Origin of the sequence: Pantoea sp. GM_Pan_4 (assembly GCF_026541005.1) — a bacterium.
Lineage (GTDB): Bacteria > Pseudomonadota > Gammaproteobacteria > Enterobacterales > Enterobacteriaceae > Pantoea > Pantoea dispersa.
This window is the reverse complement of the sequence record NZ_JALNUZ010000003.1, coordinates 147344-171410: the sequence shown is the minus strand read 5'-3', so window position 1 is coordinate 171410 and position 24067 is coordinate 147344. Positions and strand designations below refer to the sequence as shown.

At 57.9% G+C, this 24067-nt stretch carries 17 protein-coding genes; 9 read left to right on the top strand and 8 right to left on the bottom strand.

Going from position 1 to position 24067, the window contains the following annotated elements; genetic code table 11:
- Positions 1–450: 450 nt before the first annotated feature.
- The 5 genes from OXR61_RS09740 to OXR61_RS09720 all read right to left on the bottom strand — a co-directional run bounded on the left by OXR61_RS09740 (position 451) and on the right by OXR61_RS09720 (position 5233).
- Complete coding sequence (locus tag OXR61_RS09740; protein ID WP_021508813.1) at positions 451–1761, bottom strand: MFS transporter; 1311 nt, start codon at positions 1759–1761, stop codon at positions 451–453.
- A 108-nt stretch (positions 1762–1869) separates the two neighbouring features.
- Positions 1870–2508 carry an isochorismatase family protein gene (locus OXR61_RS09735; RefSeq protein ID WP_021508812.1) on the bottom strand — a complete coding sequence of 213 codons (639 nt, stop codon included), beginning with the start codon at positions 2506–2508 and terminating at the stop codon, positions 1870–1872.
- Between the two features lie 9 nt (positions 2509–2517).
- Positions 2518–3219 (bottom strand): Asp/Glu racemase, encoded by a 702-nt coding sequence (locus tag OXR61_RS09730; RefSeq protein WP_199188990.1) that lies wholly within the window; start codon positions 3217–3219, stop codon positions 2518–2520.
- 47 nt (positions 3220–3266) lie between these two features.
- On the bottom strand, positions 3267–4088 hold the full coding sequence (locus OXR61_RS09725) for an alpha/beta hydrolase (RefSeq protein WP_021508810.1): 822 nt from the start codon (positions 4086–4088) through the stop codon (positions 3267–3269).
- Positions 4085–5233 (bottom strand): FAD-dependent monooxygenase, encoded by a 1149-nt coding sequence (locus tag OXR61_RS09720; protein WP_021508809.1) that lies wholly within the window; start codon positions 5231–5233, stop codon positions 4085–4087. Before OXR61_RS09720 ends, OXR61_RS09725 begins: the two co-directional genes overlap by 4 nt.
- Before the next feature lie 322 nt (positions 5234–5555).
- On the opposite strand from OXR61_RS09720, the gene OXR61_RS09715 reads away from it, so the two are divergent.
- From OXR61_RS09715 to OXR61_RS09700, 4 genes are all read left to right on the top strand, one after another.
- A complete protein-coding gene (locus OXR61_RS09715) occupies positions 5556–6608 on the top strand; it encodes a 2,5-dihydroxypyridine 5,6-dioxygenase (RefSeq protein ID WP_021508808.1) in 1053 nt (350 codons plus the stop codon).
- Positions 6609–6686: 78 nt separating this feature from the next.
- Entirely contained in the window at positions 6687–7148 is a 462-nt protein-coding gene (locus tag OXR61_RS09710; RefSeq protein WP_021508807.1) for a MarR family winged helix-turn-helix transcriptional regulator, read from the top strand.
- A 37-nt stretch (positions 7149–7185) separates the two neighbouring features.
- Positions 7186–7719 carry a (2Fe-2S)-binding protein gene (locus OXR61_RS09705; RefSeq protein WP_021508806.1) on the top strand — a complete coding sequence of 178 codons (534 nt, stop codon included), beginning with the start codon at positions 7186–7188 and terminating at the stop codon, positions 7717–7719.
- Positions 7716–11282 carry a molybdopterin cofactor-binding domain-containing protein gene (locus tag OXR61_RS09700; protein ID WP_021508805.1) on the top strand — a complete coding sequence of 1189 codons (3567 nt, stop codon included), beginning with the start codon at positions 7716–7718 and terminating at the stop codon, positions 11280–11282. The genes OXR61_RS09705 and OXR61_RS09700 overlap by 4 nt, the downstream gene beginning before the upstream one ends.
- Before the next feature lie 21 nt (positions 11283–11303).
- Here the strand turns inward: OXR61_RS09700 and OXR61_RS09695 are convergent, their stop codons facing one another.
- Both OXR61_RS09695 and OXR61_RS09690 read right to left on the bottom strand, forming a co-directional pair.
- Positions 11304–11888: an NTP transferase domain-containing protein gene (locus OXR61_RS09695; RefSeq protein WP_021508804.1), complete on the bottom strand. Its 585-nt coding sequence runs from the start codon at positions 11886–11888 to the stop codon at positions 11304–11306.
- Between the two features lie 53 nt (positions 11889–11941).
- Positions 11942–13318 (bottom strand): aldehyde dehydrogenase family protein, encoded by a 1377-nt coding sequence (locus OXR61_RS09690; RefSeq protein WP_021508803.1) that lies wholly within the window; start codon positions 13316–13318, stop codon positions 11942–11944.
- 479 nt (positions 13319–13797) lie between these two features.
- Between OXR61_RS09690 and OXR61_RS09685 the strand changes: the two genes are divergently transcribed.
- From OXR61_RS09685 to OXR61_RS09675, 3 genes are all read left to right on the top strand, one after another.
- Positions 13798–14727 (top strand): RepB family plasmid replication initiator protein, encoded by a 930-nt coding sequence (locus tag OXR61_RS09685; RefSeq protein WP_021508802.1) that lies wholly within the window; start codon positions 13798–13800, stop codon positions 14725–14727.
- Positions 14728–16574: 1847 nt separating this feature from the next.
- On the top strand, positions 16575–17774 hold the full coding sequence (locus tag OXR61_RS09680; protein ID WP_031279948.1) for an AAA family ATPase: 1200 nt from the start codon (positions 16575–16577) through the stop codon (positions 17772–17774).
- A gap of 7 nt (positions 17775–17781) precedes the next feature.
- On the top strand, positions 17782–18753 hold the full coding sequence (locus tag OXR61_RS09675) for a ParB family protein (RefSeq protein WP_021508799.1): 972 nt from the start codon (positions 17782–17784) through the stop codon (positions 18751–18753).
- 505 nt (positions 18754–19258) lie between these two features.
- Here OXR61_RS09675 and OXR61_RS09670 read toward each other — a convergent pair.
- Positions 19259–21190, bottom strand: a complete 1932-nt coding sequence (locus OXR61_RS09670) for a sigma-54-dependent Fis family transcriptional regulator (protein WP_021508798.1) — start codon at positions 21188–21190, stop codon at positions 19259–19261.
- A gap of 271 nt (positions 21191–21461) precedes the next feature.
- Here OXR61_RS09670 and ssuD point away from each other — a divergent pair, with 271 nt between their 5' ends.
- Together ssuD and OXR61_RS09660 are read left to right on the top strand one after the other, a co-directional pair.
- Positions 21462–22637: an FMNH2-dependent alkanesulfonate monooxygenase gene (gene ssuD / locus OXR61_RS09665; protein WP_021508797.1), complete on the top strand. Its 1176-nt coding sequence runs from the start codon at positions 21462–21464 to the stop codon at positions 22635–22637.
- 14 nt (positions 22638–22651) lie between these two features.
- A complete protein-coding gene (locus OXR61_RS09660; protein WP_021508796.1) occupies positions 22652–24058 on the top strand; it encodes an FAD/NAD(P)-binding protein in 1407 nt (468 codons plus the stop codon).
- Positions 24059–24067: the final 9 nt, after the last annotated feature.

Genomic DNA, 24067 nt, shown 5'->3' with positions numbered 1-24067 from the left:
ACCTTTAGCTGATAGTTTGAGCTATCCCACAAGATTTTTACCTTATGGATAACCGATTAGCGAGGAGGATTGAGTGCGGATGGGCGTGACGGTCTGGCGGGGTGTGGAGCTGCATCCTGCGGCTGTGAGGAGGTCGCCATGAATGGCGACCCTACGGCGATAATTGCAACGAAATGCGCACAGTTTTGTAGGGTGCGCATTGATGCGCGCCTGGTTATGCAGATTATGTAACCAGGTCGCCATGAATGGCGACCCTACGGCGATAATTACAACGAATTCGCACTGTTTTGTAGGGTGCGCATTGATGCGCACCTGGTTATGCAGATTATGCAACTAGGTCACCATGAATCGCGACCCTACGGCGATAATTACAACGAATTCGCACTGTTTTGTAGGGTGCGCATTGATGCGCACCAGGGAATAACAAGTGCTTTAACGCGCAGGTATCTTCTACCGGTTCACCAGCTTCGCTGGCAGCGCGACCACCAACAGCGAGCTGAGCAGCAGACACACGGCGAAGAACCACAGCGCGCCGTTGCTGCTGCCGGTGAGGTCCAGCGCCACACCCATCACCGAATTACTCACCAGTCCGGCGATATTGGCGATCGAACAGGCCAGAGCAAAACCCGCTGCCGCTGCCGTGCCTTTCAGGAACGTAGCGGGCAGACTGAAAAACACCGGCACCGCCCCGATAATCATCGCCTGTGCAATTGAGAACAGCAGCACGGTCATCGCCACGTTGTGAGCAAAGAAGGTGCTGGTGCCCATCGCCGCCGCGCCAATAATAAACGGAACAATGATGTGCCAGCGGCGTTCACGCAGGCGGTCTGAGCTGGCACCGATCGCCAGCATGCCAATCAACGCCGCCAGACTGGGGATCGCCGTCAGATAGCCAATGGTGGTGATATCGGTGGTGCCGGCATTCTTAATAAAGGTCGGCATCCAGAAACCCATGGCGTAAGCGCTGAGCAGAATCGAGAAGTCGATGCCGCCGAGCATCACCACGCGAATATTCAGCAGACCATCGCGCAGGCTGTGTTTCAGCCCTTTGGCGTCACCTTCGTCGCGCGCCAGTTCGCGCAGCACCGCCTGCTTCTCACTGCTGCTGAGCCAGCTGGCGCTCTCGACGCTGTTCGGCAGCAGCCAGAACGTCAGCACACCCAGTAACACGCTGGGCAGGCCTTCCAGCAGAAACAGCCACTGCCAGCCGCGCATGCCGTAAACCTCATGAAAATGCCCCATGATCCAGCCGGAAAGCGGTCCGCCAATCAGGCTGGAGAGCGGCAGGCCAATCATAAACAGCGCAATGATGCGGCTGCGGCGCCACGAGGGAAACCATTTGGTGAGATAGAACAGCACGCCAGGCAGAAAACCGGCTTCGGCCGCGCCGAGGAAAAAGCGGATGATGTAGAACTGGGTCGGCGTTTGCACCAGCAGCGTGGCGGTCGAGAGCAGGCCCCAGGTAATCATAATGCGCGCGATCCAGATCTTTGCGCCGACCCGCTGCAGGATCAGGTTGCTCGGCACTTCAAACAGGATATAGCCGACAAAAAACAGCCCGGCACCCAGACCAAACGCGGTCTCGCTCAGCGCCAGATCGCTCGCCATCTGTAGTTTGGCCAGGCCGATATTGATGCGATCAAGGTAGGCCGCGAGATAACACAGGCAGAGAAACGGAATCAGCTTCCAGGTGATTTTGCGATAAATCGAAGCGGTGTCTTCGGCTGCCAGCGCAGCAGGACGGGTTGAAACGTCAGTCATGGTGTTCTCCGGGCGCAATAACCCCGTCGTCGGGGAGATGTTGTTATGCGTCTCAGCCGCAGCCGAAACGGACTGTTTGTGCGCACTCCGTGCAGGTGAAACGCGCCCTTAACGGGCGCTGAACTTCCCGAGATACTCCAGCGCCGCGGCTTTACTTACCACGTCGCCATATTTACTGTCGATATCAAACAAATTGGCCTGATGTGGCGCATCATGGCGATCGCCCACGCATTCGCGCACCACCATGGCGCGAAAACCGTATTGCAACGCATCCACTGCGCTGGCGCGGATGCAGCCGCTGGTGGAGCAGCCGGCGATCAGCAGCGTATCAATGCCCTGCGCCACCAGCATCGATGCCAGAGACGTGCCAAAAAACGCGCTGGCATACTGTTTGGTGATCACCACTTCTGCGGCAAGCGGCTGCACCGCCGGACAAAACGCGGCCAGCGGATTGCCCTCCACCATGTCACGCATCACCGGGGCTTTCTGCACCCAGATCCCGCCGTCCTGCTGATGCTGCGGATGGTAGCGAATCTGCGTATGGATCACCGGAATCGCGCACTGGCGCGCCGCCGCCAGCAGGCCCTGTGCGGCGGCCACCGCCTCCACCACGCCCGGGGCAAATAGCGCGGCGCCCGGCGTGGTGTAGCCCTGCAGAAAGTCGATCATCAGCAGCGCCGGACGCTGACCAAAACCGATGCGGTTGCCCCAGACACCGGCGTAGTTATCACTGACACTCTGGCTCATGCTTTCTCCTTACCACGCACCGGACAGCAGTGCGCCCGCACCCGGCACCACCGGCTCCAGCTCCAGCGCCTTCAGCAGAGCGTACGTGGTGGCAATGGCGGCCGTGATTACCGGCTTGCCGGTCTGCGCCTCCACTTTTGCCACCGCCGGCAGCGATGGCATCTGCACGCAGGCCGACAGCACCACCACGTCAACATCCGTCAGCGTCATGTCCGCCACGATGCCAGGTAAATTGGCCGGGTCGTGGCGGGCGACGGCGAGGTTATCGGCAATTTCCAGCGCGCGCCACTGCTTTACCTCAATCCCTTCGCGCTGGATGTAATCCACCACCAGCTCGGTCAGCGGCTTCATGTAGGGCGCTACCAGCGCGATCTTCTTCGCGCCCATAATATGCAGCGCATCGACCAGCGCGCCGGCACTGGTGATCACCGGTGCCAGCGCCTCGTTGTCGCGCGTGACCTGCGTCAGACGCTGCTGCGACTGGCGATGATAGCCCGGGCCCATCGCCATGATCGCCACCAGACAGGCATAGCCGAGCACGTCAACGCGCGCGTCGGACAGCTCCAGCGCACAGCGGTCGGACTCTTTATCCATCGCCGCCAACTCATCTTTATTGACATGCTTCATGCGCATACGGCTGGAGTGGAAGGTAAACCGCTCCGGGCGAATCAGCTGGCGCGCCTGCAGCATGGCGGGAATTTCGGTTTCCATGGTGATGTTGGAACTCGGCACAATCTGGCCGATACGATACGAACGCGTCATGGCTGCGTCTCCGGAGTCAGTGAGGGGCCAAGGAAGGTGCCAAAGGCATTGAAGAAACCGTGAAAATCATCCCACGGGATCATGTGACCAGCGCCGGCTACCCGGCTGATCTCAATGGTCGGGAGCAGCTCGCGGATTTCGGCTTCATCTTCCGCCTGAATGACGCCGCCCTTGCCTGCCACCATCAGCAGGGTTTTTGCCGGCAGCTGAGGGAAATATTGATGGATATCGAGCTGGTGAAAATCGTCATAGGCGCGACGGATGGCCGGCGTATAGCAGGTATGCAGCCACTCGGCGCGCAGCTGACGCTGGTCATCGCTCCAGGCCGGGCAGTATTGCTTCATGGCTTCAGCATCCATGCCGCGCTGCGCGTCGCGAATGGAATCTTCATACCACGGCCACTGACCCGGATAGAGACGCCGGCCCGGTCCGGAAACCGGCGGATCGATCAGCGACAACGACAGCACGCCGGCCGGCTGTTTCACCGCCGCACGCATGATGAAGCGCGCGCCCATCGAATGGCCAACCAGGTGATAGCGCGTCAGCCCCAGCGCATCCGCGAAGGCGTTGATGTCATCGGCGCAGCTCTCCATACCGTAATCCAGCCCTTCACCGCTGCTGGAGAGCCCGCGACCGCGCACGTCCAGTACCCAGGTATCAAAATGCTGCGCAAAAACTTCCGCCACAAAACCCCAGGTGATCGCCGGGCTGGTGATGCCCGGTACGAGGATCAGCGCGGGCCCGCTGCCGCCGTAGCGCAGATAGTGCTGGCGAATGCCGTTGGCCTGTACCTGACCGCCGTGCATAAAACGGCTCATGAGGTCACCTCGCTTTTCAGCGGCGCGGCAAACACGTCGTAGCCGTACACCCAGGCCGGATCTTCCTGGGTGCGCAGGAAAGTATTGGCGTTAGAGACGGCCTGCACGCGCGACGCACGTTCTTTGCGGTTGGCTTCATACAGGCGGAATGCGGTGCGATAATCATCAAGACCGGTTTCCGTCAGGCAGCGCGACAGCATGGCGGCATCTTCGATGGCCATCGCAGCGCCCTGCGCCATGTGCGGTTTCATCGGATGGCAGGCATCACCCAGCAGCACAATGCGCCCTTCGCTCCATACCGGCAATGGCTGACGGTTGAGCAGCGGCCATTTGGTGACCGATTCGCTGCACTCGATCAGCGCCTGTACCACCGGATGGTAGTGACCAAACGTTTCCAGCATCTCCTGCTGACTACTTTCAACGAAGCTGCCTTTGATATCCCACGCCGGGTGCGGCACACCGGAGACGTAATAATATTCGTCGCGCGCTTTGGTGGTGTAATAGACCATCAGATGACGATCTTCAGACCACCACTTAACGCAATCTTCAAAGCTGAGGTTGTATTTGCGCAGTTGTTCGCCACGGATTAGCGCACGGTGCGCCACCCAGCCGCTGTAAGTGGGCGCTTCCACCCCCAGCAGATGCTCACGCAGCTTTGAGTTGATGCCATCCGCGCCAATCACGATATCCGCGCGCGCTTCGCTGCCGTCCTGAAAACGCAACACCACATCGCTGCCGCTGTCTTCGACGCTGCTCAGGCACTTGCCGAACTGGACGCTGCCCGGCTGCAGACTGGTCATCTGCATGGCCTGCAAATCGCCCCGGTGCACCGTGACATAAGCCGCACCGTACTCTTTGCGCGCATAAGCGCCCAGCGGAATGCGTGACAAATACTCCCCGGTCTCGCCGTCGCGGCTGAACCAGAAATCGGGATGCGAAGCCAGATCCTCCAGCTGCTGTTCGATGCCCATGCGGCGAAACACCTTGAGCACGTTCGGCCCCATGTGGATGCCGGCACCCAGACGGGAGAAAGCCGGGCTTTGTTCATAAACCGTGACATGAAATCCCGCTTTCTGTAACAGCGAGCCGGCGGCAAGCCCGCCCAGCCCGGCGCCGATCACCGCGATGCGTTTCATATTGTTCATATTTTCCTCTCACACTGACGCTGATTTGAAGGTATGCACGCGGATAAACGATCAAACCCGACGCTGAATTTATAGTGCATACACTTTAATTATTGAGGTTATGACACTGTTAAAAGCAACCGTATTTACAGTGAAAACTCGATAACATGATGTTAATCACAGCCTGATGATAAGGTTAAATAGGCTTTTCTTATGTCAAAAAGAAATGCTTGCACTGTTCTTCGCAACACGTCTATAACAAACATATAAAGCGTGTTCGCTATAAATAGCTGAAGTTTTGCGCAGCAAATTGTCTGACATCTAACCCTGAGAGGAAACCGCTATGGCAGTAAATCAGAGCCAGTTAGGCCAGATGTTCGAGCAGGTTTTACGGCTGTCGAAAGTCGACGCCAGCCAGAGTGTCGCCATCCTGAAAAGTCACTATTCCGATGCACGCACCGTGCAGGCAGCCACTGATGCTGCACTACGATTGGGCGCGAAGGTGTACTGCGTTGAGCTGCCGGCCTTCAATCACCCGACGGCAATGGGTAACGACATGACCGCCTACTGTGGTGATACCGCGCTTACCGGCAACATTGCCGCGCAGCGCGCGCTGGAAGCGGCGGACCTGATCGTCGATACCATGATGCTGCTGCATTCGCCGGAGCAGGAACAAATCCTGAAAACCGGGACGCGAATTTTGCTGGCCGTCGAGCCGCCAGAAGTGTTGGCACGAATGTTGCCGACTGAAGAGGACAAGTCGCGCGTGCTGGCTGCGGCGGCGGTGCTGGAAAAAGCGCGCATGATGACGGTGAAATCGCCGGCCGGCAGTGATTTTCGTGCCCCGCTCGGCCAGTACCCCACGGTAACGGAATATGGCTACGCGGATGAGCCGGGCCGCTGGGATCACTGGCCGAGTGGCTTCCTGTTTACCTGGCCGAATGAAGATCAGGCTGAAGGCGTGCTGGTGCTGGACGTCGGCGACATCCTGCTGCCGTTTAAATCTTACGCGCGTGAACGTATTACGCTGGAGATCGAGAAAGGTTTTGTCACCCGCATTCACGGTGGCTTTGAGGCCGAGTATCTGCGCGATTACATGCGCTACTTCAACGACCCGGAAGTGTACGGTATTTCCCACATCGGCTGGGGGCTGCAGCCGCGCGCACAGTGGACGGCGATGGGATTACACGACAAAAACGACGGCATGTGTATGGACGCGCGCGCCTTTTACGGCAACTTCCTGTTTTCGACCGGACCGAACACCGAAGTGGGCGGTAAGCGCAAAACGCCGTGCCATATGGACATTGCTCTGCGCCGCTGCGACATCAAAGTGGACGATTTGCTGGTGGTGGCGGAAGGTGAAGTGGTGGCACCGGAGGCCTCACGCGCGCGTTAATCGTGCGCAGGGAACGGCTGTCAGCGCAGTGACAATGCATTACACTGCCTGACAGTTTCCGGGAAAAAGGATAAAGGCATGTCGCACCAGCAGGATCCGCGCGCAGACCAGCGCTATGACTATACCGAGCAGGTTGGCCATCTGTTGCGCAAGGTGTATCAACGCCATGCGGCGATTTTTCAGCAACACGTCGGTGATTCACAGATCACCGCCGTGCAATTTATTACCCTCTGTGCGCTGCGCGATCGCGGTCCGAGCGCACAGAACGATTTAGTGCGCTATACCGCCGTCGATCAGGCCACCATTCGCGGTGTGGTTGAGCGTCTTAAGGCGCGCGATCTGGTCAGTCTGGGTCCCGATCCCACCGACAAACGCAAAGTGATTGTCATGCTGACCGATGCAGGCCACCGCCTGATTGACAGCACGACAGACAACGCGATGCGCATCACCGAAATGACTTACGGTCAGCTGAATCCCGCCGAACGGGTCGCGCTGATTTATCTGCTGAAAAAAATGCTGGACGATACGAGCCAGCCCTAACCCGGGGCGCTTAGCCGCCTCGCTAAGGCGGTTAATAATGAAAATGCTGGCACATCAGACTGCCACACCGGTTTCACCTGCATCCACGTGCCATTACGCCCTTGAGGTGAACGGTGCGACTCACCCCATCAGCAGCTATCGCGATACCTCGCTGCTGCTGGTGCTGCGTAATCAACTCCAGCTTAACGGACCCAAATATGGCTGCGGCCTGGGCGAATGCGGCGCCTGCACCGTGCTGATCGATGGCGTTGCCGCGCGCGCCTGCGTGATCCCGGCGTATGGCGTGCGTCAGCGCGCTATCACCACGCTGGAAGGGCTGGGCAACCGCGAAGCACTGCACCCGGTGCAGCAGGCGTTTATCGAGGCGCAGGCCGCACAATGCGGTTACTGCCTTAACGGCATGATCATGACCACCGCCGCGCTGCTGCGCGCTCAGCCCTGCCCTGATGACCGGCAGATACGTGCGGCGCTGAGCGGTAACCTGTGCCGCTGTGGCACCCATCAGGAGATCCTGTGCGCAGTGAAGCGCGCCATTACCTTATGCCTGCAGCAGGCGGAGGCGGCATCATGAGTACGGCTAACGTCCCCACGCAGCAGCAGTTGCTGGCAGCCAGCGACATCCTGTTAATTGTCGATGAGATTCAGCCGCCGCCCGGGCTGGTACCCAAAGGCCAGACGCCGACGCTGAAAGCCAAAGAGCGGGCACTGTTTCTGGCTATTGACGGTTCCGGCAGCGTCTGGGCCTTCAATGGCCATGTCGATCTCGGCACCGGGGTGAAAACCGCGCTGACGCAAATCGTCGCCGAAGAGCTCAGTCTGCGCATGGATCAGGTGCAAATGGTGCTGGGCGATACGCTGCGCGTGCCCAACCAGGGCGCCACCATCGCCAGCGCCACCTTGCAAATTTCTGCCGTACCACTACGTAAAGCGGCTGCAACGGCGCGCCAGTGGCTGTTACAACAGGCCGCCGCGCGCTGGCAGCTGCCGGTGGAGAGCATCACGCTGGACAGCGGTTTCCTGCAGCACCCCGGCGGTGAGCAATTGTCATTTGCCGAACTGGTGCAGCAGCAGCGCAGCATCGTGCCGATTGATCATCAGGTAACACTCAAGCCCGCCAGTGAATATCGCTTAGTTGGTACCAGCTCGGCGCGGGTAGATATTCCCGCCAAAGCCACCGGCGAACTGACGTGGGTGCATGACCTGCGCGTGCCCGGTATGCTGCACGGCCGGGTCATCCGTCCACCGTATGCGGGCTATGACACCGGCAGCTTTGTCGGCACCTCATTGCTCAGCATTGACGAAAGCTCGATCGCGCATCTCGAAGGCATCGTGAAAGTGGTGCAGATCGCGGATTTTGTCGGCGTGGTAGCCGAGCGCGAGGAGCAGGCCATCGCCGCGATGGACGCATTACAGGTGCGCTGGAAGCCGTGGGAACACAGCCTGCCGGACCTGCGCGATATCGAACAGGCTATTCGTGATAATCCCCGCACTTCGCGCGTGGTGCATGACAGCGGTGAGGTGGATGCCGCGCTGGCGAATGTCGCGCAGCGTTTTACCCGCAGCTATGTCTGGCCGTATCAGCTGCATGCGTCGATTGGCCCTTCCTGTGCGGTGGCCGACTATCAGCCTGATTCGCTGCAGGTGTGGAGCGGTACGCAGAATCCGCACCTGCTGCGCGCCGATCTGGCATGGCTGCTGGAGAGGCCGGAAGAGACCATTGAAGTGAACCGCATGGAAGCCGCCGGTTGCTACGGTCGCAACTGCGCCGATGACGTGGCCGCCGATGCGGCGCTGTTGTCGCGCGCAGTAGGCCAGCCGGTGCGGGTACAGCTGACGCGCGCCCAGGAACACGTGTGGGAGCCGAAAGGCACTGCACAGCTGATGGAGGTGGACGGCGGGCTGGACGCGCAGGGCAATCCGCAGGTGTATGATTTCACTACGTCTTATCCGTCCAACGGCGCACCCACCCTTGCGCTGCTGCTGACCGGCCGCGTCGATCCGGTGGCGCTGGCGTATGAAATGGGCGATCGCACCTCCATTCCACCTTACGATTTTCCCCATCTGCGCGTCACCATTGAGGACATGGCGCCGATTGTGCGCGCCTCGTGGATGCGCGGCGTTTCGGCCCTGCCCAACACCTTTGCCCATGAATCCTATATGGATGAGCTGGCCCACGCGGCAGGCGTCGATCCGGTGGAGTACCGGCTGCGCTACATTCAGGACGATCGCGCCGCCGAGCTAATGCGCTCCACCGCTGCACGTGCAGACTGGACGCCGCGCACCGCCATTCAGCAGACCGCCAGCGAACCCGGCATTTTGCGCGGACGCGGTTTTGCCTACGCACGCTATATTCACAGCAAATTTCCCGGCTTCGGCGCCGCCTGGGCTGCCTGGGTCGCGGATGTCGCGATTGATAAGCAGAGCGGCGAGATCGCCGTTACGCGCATCACCGTGGGCCATGATGCCGGCATGATGATCAACCCGGAAGGGGTAAAGCATCAGATTCACGGCAATGTCATTCAGTCCACCAGCCGGGTGCTCAAAGAACAGGTGACGATTGAAAGCAACCTGATCGCCAGCCAGGAATGGGGCAGCTACCCGATCCTGACGTTTCCGGAAGTGCCGGATATCGACGTGATGATGGTGCCGCGCCCGCACGAACCGCCGCTGGGCGCGGGGGAATCCGCGTCGGTGCCCAGCGCCGCGGCCATCGCTAACGCGGTGTTTGATGCCACCGGTATCCGTTTTCGCGAATTGCCCATTACCGCTGACAAACTGCGTCAGGCGCTGAACGGCCCCGATCCGCAGCCGGAGCCACAGCTGGCGGCACCGGTCAGCACCGCCCGCCGCCGCAGCCGAAAATGGGCGCTGGGTGGCGTAACAGGATTGCTCGGTCTCGCCGCTGGCGTGGCGATTAACGCGCTGCCGTGGCGCGCACCGATTGCGCCCGTGACACCCCCGGCCGCCGGAAGCTGGTCGGCAGAGATGCTGGAACGTGGCCGTCAGGTGGCCGCCGCCGGTGACTGCGCGGTATGCCATACCACGGAAGGCGGCGCGACCAATGCTGGCGGCCTGAAGATGGAGACACCGTTTGGCACGCTGTACACCACCAACATCACGCCGGATAAACAGACCGGCATCGGTAGCTGGTCATTTAACGCCTTCGATCGCGCCATGCGCCAGGGCATCAGCCGCGACGGCCATCATCTCTATCCGGCGTTTCCCTACACCAGCTTTCGCCAGCTGAGCGAAGGTGATATGCAGGCGCTGTACGCCTGGCTGATGTCGCAGCCGGCGGTACAGCAGGCACCAGCAGAAAACCAGATGCGCTTTCCCTATAACCTGCGCTTCCTGATGGCGGGCTGGAACGCGCTCTACCTCGGGCGCGGCGAATACCAGCCTGACCCCCGCAAAAGCGCCGAATGGAATCGCGGTGCCTATCTGGTGAACGGAGCCGGACACTGCGGTGCCTGCCACTCGCCGCGTAATCTGCTGGGCGCGGAAAAACGCGGGGACAATTTCCTCGCCGGTGGCTGGGTGGACGGCTGGGAAGCGCCCGCTCTCAATCAGCTGAATAAAGCCCCGCAGCCGTGGACCGCGCAGTCGCTGTATAACTACCTGCGTAGTGGTTACGATGCGCAGCACGGCGTTGCCGCCGGACCGATGGCACCGGTAGTAAGCCATCTCGCCACCCTGCCGGAAGCCGATGTGCGCGCCATGGCCAGTTATCTGGCGGATATCAATGGTCAGGCAGCGCGCCCTGTCGCTGCGCCGGCGGCAAAACCGGCATGGAACACTGCCGCAGGGGAACGGCTGTTTAAAGGCGCCTGTCAGGCCTGCCACAGCGCCAGCGAGGGCGGACCGCAGTTGTTTGGCGTCAGCCCATCGATGGCCAACAGCAGCAGCATAACCAGCGCGACGGCGGATAATCTGTTACAGGTGGTGCTGCACGGTATCGACAAACCGGCAACCGATGCGCTCGGTTATATGCCCGGCTTTGCCGCCAGTTTGTCGGATAAGCAGGTTGCGGATATTGCTGCCTGGCTGCGCCAGCGCTACGCGCCTGATGAACCGGCGTGGCAAGATCTGACTGAAAAGGTGGCGCAGGTACGCGCTAATCCCGGCAGCCACTGACCCAGTCAGGGGTGCTGCCGGTCAGCGGCTTGCATCGGATCGCGGCAGATCCGCGTCGCGGATCGTGCCCTGATGGGCCGGCAGAGTGATGAGAATGGCCGGGTCGAGCAGCGCGCGGGCACCGCTGTCGCCCTGCAGTTGAGCGAGCGCCGCGCCATAGTGCGCGGCAAATCCCACCGGGTGGCCCGGCTGGTTTTGCCAGCTGAGCCGCACCTGCGGCGCACCGTTGCGCAGCGCCTGCGCCACGCATTGATGATCCTCCGCCCTCACCCACGCCATATCACCCGGTACGATCAGCCAGCCATGCCAGTGGGCGGTGGCCCGCACGCCAGCGGCAATGCTTTCACCGCTACCGGCGCTGGCAATAGTGCAGGTCGCGACGCCGCACTGCTGTGCCAGCTGTTGAATAGCGCGATCTTCCGGCCGGATAATAAGGAGAAGCGGCAAACCGCTGCGCTGCGCCTGCTGCAGCGTCAGCTTCAGCAGCGGCTGAGGCACGCCATTATCGTCAGGATACGGTGCCAGCAGTTTATGCCCGGTACCGCCGGCCTGACGAAAGCGGCTGCCGAGACCGGCAGCAAGGATGAGAATGCCTGGCGTCTGCATACAAGGATTGCTTCCGGAAGTTGGGGCGCACAGTATGGCGCGCCCCGGCCGGGTTAGCGACGGTTTTTCCACACCGTCTGGATGTTACAGAACTCGTGGACGCCGAAGCTGGAGAGTTCGCGGCCATAACCACTCTTCTTCACGCCACCGATAGCGACGCGCGGATCTGAGGCGCCGTTGCCGTTGATAAACACCGCGCCGGTTTCCAGCTGCTCTGCCAGTTCCTGCGCCAGCGCTTCATTGCCGCTCCACACGGTAGCGCTCAGGCCAAACTCGCTGTCATTCGCCAGCTGCAGTGCATGTTGCGCATCGCGCGCGACGGTGATCGCCGCCACCGGCCCGAAGATCTCCTGACGAAAAGCGGTCATCGCGGGCGTGACGTCGGCAAGAATGGTTGGCGCATAATAGTTGCCGACTCCCTCGATCTTGTGGCCGCCCAGCACCAGACGTGCACCCTGCTGCAGGGTTTCCTGCACCTGATGATCCAGTTCATCACGCAGATCGTAGCGTGCCATCGGACCGATATAAGTCTCTTCCTGCAGCGGATCGCCCACTTTCAGTGCCTGCACGGCTGCGCTGAAACGCGCCTCAAACGCCTCTGCGATGCTCTCTTCAATGATGAAGCGTTTGGCTGCCATACACACCTGCCCGCTGTTCTGGTAGCGTCCTGTGACCGCTGAGGCCACTGCCGCATCCAGATCGGCATCGGCCAGCACGATAAAAGGATCGGCACCGCCTAACTCCAGCACGGTTTTTTTCAGTACCGCACCGGCCTGAGCGGCGATCGCGCCACCCGCGCGCACGCTTCCGGTTACGGCGATAGCCGCGACGCGCGGATCTTTAATGGCGGCAGAAACACCGTCGTTATCGACGTTGATCACATTGAATGCACCGCGCGGCAAATCGGTTGCGGCAAACAGCTCCTGCATCAGCAAGGCGCAGCCCATGACGCTCGGAGCGTGTTTCAACAGGTAGGTATTGCCCGCCAGCAGCATGCTGACTGCGCCACGCAGAACCTGCCAGTAGGGAAAATTCCACGGCATCACCGCCAGGATCACACCGAGTGGACGAAACGATTGCCATGCCTGCTGGTTTTCCACCAGCGTGGGCTGATCGGCCAGCATTGCCGGTCCGTGTTCGGCATACCAGTCACACAGGCTGGCGCATTTCAGGACTTCGGCACGCGCCTGCGCAATGGGTTTACCCATTTCCAGCGTAGCGAGCGTAGCCAGTTGCTCCTGACGCTGGCGCAGCTGCTCACCCAGCTGACGCAGTACCTTCACGCGCTGTGCCATCTCTGTGTTACGCCACTGCGCAAAGGCGCTGGCGCTTTGCTGTAAAGCCGTTTCCAGCTCGGCTGCACTCTGCAGGGGATAAGTGGCAATGATTTCGCCGCTGGTGGGATTACGTGAAATAACGTGATCAGTCATAAGATGCCTTCGTCAGATAATCGGGTTGATCAGAGTGGGATCTACCTTACGCCAGCCATCAGGTGATGAAAAATGAATAGATGAGAGCAAGTTGTTCACCTGAAATGAATTGAGAGACAGCGCAGGCTGAAGATTTTCACTTTCCACCCTCACAGGGTAATTTAAAGACGTAAGCGAATATTCTGCAGGTTACGCTTATCAGCATCAGTCGCCTCAACGGGTTATCCACTTATACAGTGATTAGATCTTAAAGAAAGATCATAAAGAGATCTAAAAGAGATCCTAAGAGATCCCCGATCGCGGCAGGCCGCACCCGACAAGGGCTGAGAAGGTGATCGTGTTCACTATAATCAGTAAAGTATCCACTATAGTCAGTACTTTATTCACTATAGACAGTAGAATGTTCACTATAAACAGTGTTAATGTTCACTGTAATCAGATACCGATCCTTTTCATCCACAGAATGAAGATCTCAGGCTATGGCAGATAAAGAGAGTGAAAACAAGGCGTTACTTGAACCTTTTCTGTCGGTGACGAAAAACAGTGGTGAAGTTATTCAGCTTCATCCCAATAAAAATAACACCGTACAACCGGTCGCACTGATGCGCCTGGGTCTGTTTGTTCCTACCCTGAAGTCAACGGCGCGCGGGAAATCCGGCGCGATGGCTTCAACCGATGCCACCAAAGAGCTCAAAAACCTGTCGCTGGTGAAAGCGGAAGGCTATGAAAAGATTACCATCACCGGCGCACGGCTGGATATGGATAATGATTTCAAAACCTGGGCCGGCATCATTCAGTCTTTTTCGCGTTATCCGTCGAAGGGCGACACCGTCACGCTGCCGTTTATCGACTTCGTCAAGATGTGTGGTATTCCCTCAGCCAACTCGTCCGCGGCGCTGCGTAAGCGTCTTGACGCCTCGCTGCGACGTATCGCAACCAATACCCTGTCGTTTGAGGGGAATGGTAAAGCCTACCACACGCACCTGGTGCAGTCGGCTTACTACGATCGTGAGAAAGATCTGGTGCGTATTCAGGCCGATCCTAAGCTGTTTGAGCTGTATAACTTCGACCACAAGGTGCTGCTGCAGCTGCGTGCTATCTCGCGCCTCAAGCGTAAGGAGTCGGCGCAGGCGCTGTATACCTACCTGGAAAGCCTGCCCACTAATCCGGCGCCTATCTCCCTGGCGCGCTTACGTATGCGTCTTAATCTCGGTTCAAAAACCACCACGCAAAACCATGTGGTGCGGCGCGCCATGGAGCAGCTGAAAGAGATTGGCTATCTGGATTACTCCGAAGTGAAACGGGGCCGTTCGGTATTTTTCATCATCCACAGCCGGACACCCAAACTCGATGGTATCAGCAATCTGGAAAGTATCGATTCGCTGGAAGACCTCGATTTCGAAGACTGACTTCACCCATTCACTGTAATCAGTCAGCCCTCTTCCCGCAGTGTCACTGAGCCTAAAAGTGACACTGCCGCTTTCCCCTCATTCACTGTAATCAGCGCAACCTGAATTGTTCACTGTAATCGGTAGCATTCACTGTAATCAGTAGTCGCTGCCGGTATTGCCTGTTCCGTAAAAATCCTCCAACCTTCCTTTTCATGCCTAACAGCGCTTTTATTGATAGTGGGTACTTACCAGGTGGGTTGACAGACATCTTGTCTGTGCCTTAAGAGCCAGGCTGGCTGATTACAGTGAATGTCTGGTCTGCAGGGCGATTCTGCTGACCACAGTGAACACGTAAGCATACGAGCTAACTGATTACAGTGAACGCTTTATCGTATCTCACTGAAAATTAAACGTAATAAGCGATATACAGTAATACATTCACTGTATTCAGTAATTATGCTGTAAAAGTAACCAGTAAAAGTGACAGGGTTGGTCACTATCACTGATTACAGTGAATCGTGGGAGGGATTACCGATTATAGTGAACGTCATTTCATGACGAAACGGCTCTCTGGGTCGTCTGACTTTTACTGATTACAGTGAACGTTCTCAACACTCCCCTATCCTCACCGCAGGCACTGGCCTGCAAGGGAAGGAAAGCCAGCTACTGACTACAGTGAACGTTATCGAGCTGAGGCTAAGCGGGCATGTACTGATTACAGTGAACGTGTTCGTCAGGTACTGCTGCTTCAAAACACATCGCGGGCGAACCCGGCTACTGATTACAGTGAATGTTGTTAGCTGAGTGCACTTCTCTGTGCCGCACGACCCTACCTCGTTCTGGCGCGATAAAGATGATCGGGTTTACTGATTACAGTGAATGCTTTGTGAGGCAGCTCAGCAAGTCAGGCTTAAACACGCTTTTCCTTTTACTGACTACAGTGAATGCGCCGCAGCGATCAGGTTATGAATATCTGATAAGGGTCACATTACTGATTACAGTGAACATTGACGAAAAGGCATTCATAGTTTACTGACTACAGTGAATGTGGGTGGCATCGACGTCGCAGTTTACTGATTACAGTGAATCTTATACCTGCATCAATCGATGCGCTGGCAGATTGCCGCCAGTAAGGCGGCCCTTAACATGGCACTGCACGGCGCTCGCCGCGGCGCAGCCCAATCTTCCTGCAGGCAATACTCGCCAGCCCGCAATCGCACACCGCGTAATTCTCATCGTGTGCAGCTTCTCCCCTTCTCACTGGCTGGCAGCACCCTCTCACACCGTGCATTGCAGGCAGTCAGTGAGGGAAGAATGTAGTGGGCTTGTGCTGACTACAGTGAATCTGACCATTTGGTGAGCGGATGATGCGCGGAATCACTGACTACAGTGAACATTTACTTTTGCGCACTTGCTCACCTGGCGTCGGTAGCGCTGTCCCTGCGCTAAAGAGTTACTGATTACAGTGAATCTTCCGGCAGGGTTACTGATTGCAGTGAATGTTACGCTGAGTACAGTAAACGCATTCCATTTCTTTACGCCACCCGCTGATTACAGTGAACGTGCGGGCTGCTCTGTCAGGTAACGGCGCGCAGTATTTCACCGTAATCGCCCGCTTCTGCCAGACATGCCGGTTACTGATTACAGTGAACAGTGGCAGAGGGCCGCCCTTACGCCGAGCACATTTTCATCAGTTGATGGGTAATCAACCAGCGCGCGCTACTGACTCCAGTGAACGTCTGGTTTAAGCCTCTCTTGCAAAAGGTCTTTTTACAACGCGAGCCGATGATGAACAGATGAGATAGATTTGCCTCATGTGCAGGATTTCGGTATAAAGTCATAAATCCTACATGTGTGGAGCAAGTATGGCTAACGATGAGAAGCAAGTTCTGAAAGTCGCTCAACGCTCAGAAAGAATGCTGATGAGCCTGACGGAGCAGATTCAGGCGCAAAAAGAAGAGTTGCACGAGAATACTTTTTACCAGGTTTATGCCAAAGCGGCGTTAGCCAAGTTGCCCAAGCTAACGCGCGCCAGTGTCGATTACGCGGTTAACGAGATGGAAGAAAACGGCTATCCGTTTGATAAGCGTGCGGCCGGCAGTTCCACCAAGTACGCGATGTCGATCCAAAATATTATCGACATCTACCATCATCGCGGCGTCCCGAAATACCGCGATCGCCATACTGAAGCGTTTACGCTTTTTGTCGGTAACCTGAAAGGCGGCGTGTCTAAAACTGTTTCAACAGTATCGCTGGCGCACGCGCTGCGCGCGCATCCGCACCTGCTGTTCGAAGATTTACGCATCCTGGTTATCGATCTCGATCCGCAGTCTTCGGCCACCATGTTCCTGAATCATGAACGTTCGGTCGGTTTGGTTGAAGCCACCGCGGCTCAGGCGATGCTGCAAAACGTCAGCCGCGACGAGCTGAAAAGCGAATTTATTGTGCCGTCGATTATTCCTGGCGTTGACGTACTGCCCGCCTCAATCGATGACGCTTTCATTGCTTCACGCTGGGAAGAGCTGTGTGCGGAGCATCTGCCGCAGCAAAACGTGCATGCGGTGCTGTATGAAAACGTGGTGGCTAAGCTGAAAAAAGACTACGACTTTATCTTTATTGACAGCGGCCCACATCTGGATGCCTTCCTGAAAAACGCCATTGCCGCTTCCGATTTGCTGATGACGCCGGTGCCGCCGGCACAGGTTGATTTCCACTCCACGCTGAAGTATCTGACGCGCCTGCCCGAGCTTATCGACATCATCGAAGAGTCGGGAGCCACCTGCAGGTTGCAGGGCAACATTGGCTTTATGTCCAAGCTGTCGAATAAAGCGGACCACAAGATGTGTCACAGCCTGGCGAAAGAGATATTTGGCGGCGATATGCTGGATGCGGCGCTGCCTCGGCTGGATGGCTTTGAACGCTGCGGTGAATCGTTCGATACGGTTATCTCCGCTAACCCATCTACCTATGTTGGCAGCAGCGAAGCCCTGAAAAACGCGCGTTCGGCGGCAGAAGACTTTGCCAAAGCCGTCTTTGATCGTATTGAATTTATCCGCCTGAACTGAGGTTATTATGAGCGCAAAAAGAATCACTATTGGCCGCACCTTCAGCCAGAGCCCGTTACAAAATGAACCCAGCGAGGATGGTCACTCCCAGACGTTTATCCTTTCCACCGGTAAACGCGCCCTGTTCACGCTGGAACACATCACGGCTAAAGAGATAGAAGAACGTACGTACGTGGTGATGGAAACCAACGGCCGTGACCAGTCCGGTCTCACGCCAGAGTCACTGCGCGATATCATCCGTACCATTAAACTGCAGCAGTTCTTCCCGGCCATCGGCGTGAAGCGTGGCGATCGGATTGAAATCCTCGATGGTTCGCGTCGTCGGGCGGCCGCGCTGCACTGTAAAACCGGGCTGGATGTGCTGGTTACCGACGTTGCCATCTCTGCCGAAGAAGCCCGTCGTCTGGCGCAGGATATCCAGACCGCGCGTGAGCATAATCTGCGTGAAGTCGGCATGCGTTTGATGTCACTGAAAGACAGCGGCCTGTCGCAAAAAGAGATTGCGCAAAGTGAAGGGCTGTCACAGGCAAAAGTGACCCGCGCGCTGCAGGCTGCCAGTGTGCCGCTGGAGCTGGTCACCCTGTTCCCGAACCATTCAGAGTTGACCTATCCTGACTACAAAACGCTGTTGCAGGCCTACGAAAAACTGCAGGAAACCGGTCAGACGGTAGACGCTCTGATTGAAACCATCGGTATGGATGTGGACAGCGTCTGTGCGCGTGAAGGCCTGGCGGAAGATGAAGTCAAGAATGGCATCCTGCGGCTGGTCCGTAACGGCAGCCAGACACTGGTGCAGGCGCCGGCTAAAGATAAAGTGGTGGCGACACCGCTGTGGACCTTCGCGGATAAAGACCGTTACGCCCGCAAAAAAACGCGCGGACGCATGTTTAGCTACGAGTTTAACCGTCAGTCCAGAGAGTTACAGGAAGAGCTGGATCGCGTTATCACCGAGACGCTGAATAAGTATCTCAATCAGTAATAGCGCTTCACCTCTGATGATAAGCAATCTGTAGCAGCACAATCCCGTACATCCTGTACCGTGCCGCTACAGATTGTTACCTCACCCACCTGATTTCCCCCCCAAAATTTCATCCTTCGCCAGCATGATTTCAGCGCTAAGTGCATGAAATCAAATCAACCTTAGCCGGAATTTCAGGCTGAAATCGCCAGCTCAGCAATGTAATACGGTGAAACCGCGCCATCGCCGGTTGAAGCTTTGATGATGGCCAGCTTTGCTGGATGCTAAAGCAACAGTGAAACCAGCAGGGAGAATCCTTAACGAGATTTGCCGGAATCAGGTGACATTCGCCATGGCGATTTCACCCCTAACCGTTTGAAAATAGGGTTTTTATCTGCAGGATTTCAGGCTGAAATCGCCCGAATTTCACAGCAAATCTTCATGCTGTCGTGAGAAAACGGGGATTTAGCCAGACGATATTCAATGTGTTATCCACAGAAAACGTGGATAACTTTCACTATAGCCGCTATGCCATAAGCGCCGTCTGGCTGGGCGACTGCCACACTGCATCACGCACGCGCACCGGTTTATGAATCAAACCGAGCGCATAAAAGCGGTCAGCGATAGTTTGCTGTTCTTTGATGACGTGGAAAACCATGGCCCGCGTCTGGTGGCTGCGACGAGATAAGGCACGTTCCACGGCTGCGAACTCCAGCCCCAGTTCCTGCGCCAGCATAGTGGCGGCTTCATGGCGATGATTATCGATAAAGGTCCCGGTTTGCTGCAGGCTCGTTACCAGCTGCTGCACGATATCGTCATGCTGCTGCACATAATCATGGCGCGCCAGATAAAACTGGTGGTTGCGCACCCGGCCTTCGCCCTTCTCCAGCACGCGCAAATCGGCGTTGCTTTCTGCGGCACTCAGCAGCGGATCCCACATCATCCATGCATCGACGGCCAGATAATCGCTGGCTGTGAGCGGATATTTCGGCGGCGTGTACACCACTTTAATTTCATCCAGACCGATGCCGGCTTCCTCCAGCAGCTGCAACAGCAGCCAGTGAACATTCGATCCTTTATTGACCGAGATACGCTTACCCCGCAAATCTGCCAGGCTGTGGATAGTACTGTCGTGTGGCACCACAATCCCGACGCTGCCCGGCGCGGGTGGCTCCCAGGCGATATAAGTCACGGCGTTACCACTGGCCTGAGCGAAAATGGGCGGCACCTCACCGGTGGTGCCAAAATCAATCTCATTATTTTGCAGCGCATACAACAGTTGCGGACCGGCAGGAAACTCGCTCCACACCACGCTGATACCCTGCTGATTGAAGCACTGTTCCAGCGTCTGGCGCGCTTTCAACACGCCAAGATTGCCAAATTTTTGAAAGCCGATGCGCAACTCGCGTTCAGGGCGCGCGGCCCCGCTGGCGTGCACGAAGGCCATGACGGCAGACTTACGCCGCCCTTTTATGATGCCCATCTGTGCCAGATGCGTGCGCAGCGTGTGCCGGCTAATGCCCAGCAGCGTGGCGGCCTGCGTCTGATTGTTGTCCGCAATTTCCAGTGCGTTACTGATCAGACTCTGAATCACCCGATCAAACAGCTGTTGCGGTTCGCGCGTAATCTGCTGGCGCAGGAAACTATCCAGCGTCGAATCGTCCGTTTCGCTGTATCCGCGTTCACTGTAACCTGCCAGCCGCAGCTGCGTCGGCGTCAATGTCTCATCGCGACTGAGCAGCACCGCATTGTGCAGCGTATTCTCCAGCTCACGAATATTGCCGGGCCAGCTGTAGTCGCGCAGGGCTTCCAGCGCGTCAGGCGACAGGCGACGCGCCGGACGGCCAAGGCGGCGTGCGTACAGGGAGAGGAAATGCTGTGCCAGCAGCGGGATGTCCTCGCGACGCTGGCGCAGCGGTGGCAGGGGAACAACGGCGATGTTCAGGCGATAAAACAGATCTTCACGAAAACGCCGTTCGCGAATTGCCTGGGCCAGATCGACATGGGTTGCGGCGATAACGCGCACGTCGATTTTAATGGCCTTGCGTGAACCGACGCGCGTAATTTCACGCTCCTGAAGGACGCGCAGCAGTTTAACCTGCAGCGGCAGGCTCAGTTCACCTATCTCATCCAGCAGCAGCGTGCCGCCCTGCGCCGCTTCAAACCAGCCGGGGTGCGCCTGAGTCGCGCCGGTAAAGGCGCCTTTCTCATGTCCAAACAATTCAGCTTCTGCCAGGCTTTCTGTCAGGGCGCCGCAGTTGACGGCGAGAAACGGGGCATGCCGGCGTGGACTGTGGTGATGCAGATAACGGGCGACCACTTCTTTGCCGGTGCCGGTTTCGCCCACAATCAGCACCGTGGCGTCGGTGGGTGCGAATTTATCCAGCAGCGACTGGAAAGCCAGCGATGCCGGGTCGACCAGGCGAGGTGAATCCGGTTGATTGTAAGGTGTCAGCATGAGATGGCTCCTGTAAAGGTCTGCCATCACGCTAAACCCGGCAAGTGGCAATGAACAGCAGGAAAAAAGCATAAGCAGTTGCATATGCAGCAAATGCTGTTGGCGTTGCGTTGCAATTGCAACAGACATTACGCGCTCTGATGACCTAACTGACTGAAAATGCACAATCTCTGTTTCGTTAAAAGCTGGCATGCTTTTCGCTTACGCCTATATAACCAAATAGAAAGTTAAGAATGAACATTTTCTCATAAAGTTATATAGGATAAGCATAATGGCCGATTCTGCGCACGAGAGCATAAATGTCTTCTGGTTCCTGCCGACGCACGGCGATGGCCGTTACCTGGGTACCACAGAAGGCGGACGCCCGGTTGATTTAGCCTATTTACAGCAGGTCGCGCTGGCCGCCGACAATCTGGGCTTTTACGGCGTCCTCATTCCGACAGGCAAAAGCTGTGAGGATTCCTGGCTGGTGGCTTCCGCGCTGGCACCAATGACGCGCCGGCTGCGCTATCTGGTCGCCGTACGGCCAGGGTTGCAGCCACCCACACTGGCAGCGCGCATGGCCACCACGCTGGATCGTCTGTCGGAAGGCCGTCTGCTGATTAACGTGGTCACCGGCGGCGATCCGGTGGAGAACAAAGGCGACGGTATCTTCCTCAACCACAGTGAACGTTATGAAGTGACTCGCGAGTTTCTGGATGTGTATAGCCGGCTGATGCGCGGCGAAAAAGTGGATTATCAGGGCGAGCATATTCAGGTTGAAGGCGCTGAGGTGCTGTTTCCACCGGTGCAGGAAAACGGTCCACCGCTCTACTTTGGTGGCTCATCGGAGGCAGCAATCGACGTGGCGGCGCAGCAGATTGACACCTATCTCACCTGGGGAGAGCCACCGGCGCAGGTAGCAGAAAAACTGGTGGTCGTGCGTGAGCGCGCTGAGTCACGCGGCCGGAAACTCGAATACGGTATCCGCCTGCATGTGATTGTGCGTGAAACCGAAGAAGAAGCCAGAGCGGCGGCGGATAAACTGATTGCCCATCTGGATGACGACACCATCGCTCAGGCGCAGAAGATTTTTGCCCGCATGGATTCCGCCGGTCAGGCGCGCATGAGTGCGCTGCACAACGGTTCGCGTGATAACCTCTACATTGCGCCGAATCTGTGGGCAGGCGTCGGACTGGTGCGCGGCGGTGCCGGCACCGCGCTGGTGGGCAGCCCGCAGCAGGTCGCTGAACGCATCCGGGAATACCAGGCGCTCGGCGTGACTAACTTCATTCTTTCGGGCTATCCGCATCTGGAAGAGGCCCATCGCGTGGCTGAATTGCTGCTGCCTCTGTTACCGCTGGCCCACGGTCAGCAGCAGCGCGCCCGTACCATTAACACTGGTCCGTTTGGTGAAACCATCGGCGGCGATAAGCGCCCATCGGCGAAACAGACGAGCGCCAGCTGATGCAGGAGAAGGCGATGGCAACAGCGCACATCATTATTGTCGGCGGGGGCTTCAGCGGCACAGCGCTGGCGATGCACCTCGCCCGCACGTCGCTCGCGCCGCTACTGATTACAGTGGTCGAACCGCGCGCCAGCCTCGGCGCCGGTGTTGCCTATTCCACGCCGGAACCGGCACACCGCATCAACGTGCCGGCTGCGCGTATGCAGCTCAGCGGAGAAGAGCAGGGCGCCTTTGATCGCTGGTATCGTCAGCAGCCGGAATGTTCACTGGACTCAGCAGCACACTGCGCCGATGGCGCGGTGTATCCGCAGCGTGCGCTGTTTGGTCGCTATCTGGCGCAGCAGTTTGCCGCCGCCGCTGAGGCGCATCCGCATGTCACTCTGCGTCACGTTCAGGCGCGTGCGCTGGCATGGGAAGGGCAACAACTGCTGTTGAGTAACGGTGAAACCCTGACTGGCGACATCCTGGCACTGGCCATCAGCCATCCACCGCCGTCGCTGCCACGCATGCTACAGCCGTTTGCCGACCATCCGGCGCTGATTGCCAACCCGTGGCAGCCAGGCGTGCTGGATAGCGTTGAGCCTGATGCATCGGTGGCGATTGTCGGCACCGGCCTGAGCATGGCTGATGTGGTGGCTTCGCTGGCGACGCGTCAGCATCAGGGGCCGCTGCTGGCGTTCTCACGGCGCGGACAACTGTCACGCGCCAATCTCAGCGGCGAATGGCCGGAGTGGACACTGGCCACGCAACCTCAGCCCAGCGCGCGTTGCTGGCTGCGGCATATTCGTAATGAAGTCGCTCGCGCCGCCGCGCAGCAGCTGCCGTGGCAGCGTGTGCTTGATGAGGTGCGTGTGCAGGGACAAACCATCTGGCAGTCACTCCCGCTGCCTGAACAGCGACGCTTTGCACGTCATCTGCGTTCATGGTGGGATGTGCATCGCTATCGCATTGCCCCGCAGGTCGCCGCCGTCATCGCCCGGCGACAGCAGCAAGGTAGCCTGCAGGTATTGGCCGCTCGCCTCGTGGCGATTCACGCTCACCCGCAGCAGCTGGAAATCACCCTGCGTCAGCGCGATGGCACCCGGCAAAACCATGTGCTGGATAAACTGATTGTCACGACCGGACCGGGACATGAAGCGCTGACGACCAGCCAGCCGCTGCTGCAATCGCTCAGCGAGCAGGGCCTGATCCGCGCCGATGCGCTCGGCTTCGGCATTGATGTGGATCACCGCTCGCGCACCCTCAACCGGCACGGCCAGCCCAACGCACGCCTGTTTGTCGTGGGCCCGGCGGCGCGCGCCCGATTTGGTGAGCTGATGGGGTTGCCGCAGGTGGCCGATCACGCGGCCGCCGTAGCGGATGAAATTCTTAAGGTATTGCCTGTCGCTCACGCTGAGCGATGTCCCCCTTCCGCCTCCTGAACACTCAAC

What these genes read in the sequence shown, in the direction of transcription:
- OXR61_RS09680 (WP_031279948.1), top strand. Translation starts at nt 16,575, where the DNA reads ATGGCTAACGATGAGAAGCAAGTTCTGAAAGTCGCTCAACGCTCAGAA.
- OXR61_RS09735 (WP_021508812.1), bottom strand. Translation starts at nt 2,508, where the DNA reads ATGAGCCAGAGTGTCAGTGATAACTACGCCGGTGTCTGGGGCAACCGC.
- OXR61_RS09695 (WP_021508804.1), bottom strand. Translation starts at nt 11,888, where the DNA reads ATGCAGACGCCAGGCATTCTCATCCTTGCTGCCGGTCTCGGCAGCCGC.
- OXR61_RS09660 (WP_021508796.1), top strand. Translation starts at nt 22,652, where the DNA reads ATGGCAACAGCGCACATCATTATTGTCGGCGGGGGCTTCAGCGGCACA.
- ssuD (WP_021508797.1), top strand. Translation starts at nt 21,462, where the DNA reads ATGGCCGATTCTGCGCACGAGAGCATAAATGTCTTCTGGTTCCTGCCG.
- OXR61_RS09685 (WP_021508802.1), top strand. Translation starts at nt 13,798, where the DNA reads ATGGCAGATAAAGAGAGTGAAAACAAGGCGTTACTTGAACCTTTTCTG.
- OXR61_RS09700 (WP_021508805.1), top strand. Translation starts at nt 7,716, where the DNA reads ATGAGTACGGCTAACGTCCCCACGCAGCAGCAGTTGCTGGCAGCCAGC.
- OXR61_RS09690 (WP_021508803.1), bottom strand. Translation starts at nt 13,318, where the DNA reads ATGACTGATCACGTTATTTCACGTAATCCCACCAGCGGCGAAATCATT.
- OXR61_RS09740 (WP_021508813.1), bottom strand. Translation starts at nt 1,761, where the DNA reads ATGACTGACGTTTCAACCCGTCCTGCTGCGCTGGCAGCCGAAGACACC.
- OXR61_RS09725 (WP_021508810.1), bottom strand. Translation starts at nt 4,088, where the DNA reads ATGAGCCGTTTTATGCACGGCGGTCAGGTACAGGCCAACGGCATTCGC.
- OXR61_RS09720 (WP_021508809.1), bottom strand. Translation starts at nt 5,233, where the DNA reads ATGAACAATATGAAACGCATCGCGGTGATCGGCGCCGGGCTGGGCGGG.
- OXR61_RS09705 (WP_021508806.1), top strand. Translation starts at nt 7,186, where the DNA reads ATGAAAATGCTGGCACATCAGACTGCCACACCGGTTTCACCTGCATCC.
- OXR61_RS09710 (WP_021508807.1), top strand. Translation starts at nt 6,687, where the DNA reads ATGTCGCACCAGCAGGATCCGCGCGCAGACCAGCGCTATGACTATACC.
- OXR61_RS09715 (WP_021508808.1), top strand. Translation starts at nt 5,556, where the DNA reads ATGGCAGTAAATCAGAGCCAGTTAGGCCAGATGTTCGAGCAGGTTTTA.
- OXR61_RS09675 (WP_021508799.1), top strand. Translation starts at nt 17,782, where the DNA reads ATGAGCGCAAAAAGAATCACTATTGGCCGCACCTTCAGCCAGAGCCCG.
- OXR61_RS09670 (WP_021508798.1), bottom strand. Translation starts at nt 21,190, where the DNA reads ATGCTGACACCTTACAATCAACCGGATTCACCTCGCCTGGTCGACCCG.
- OXR61_RS09730 (WP_199188990.1), bottom strand. Translation starts at nt 3,219, where the DNA reads ATGGAAACCGAAATTCCCGCCATGCTGCAGGCGCGCCAGCTGATTCGC.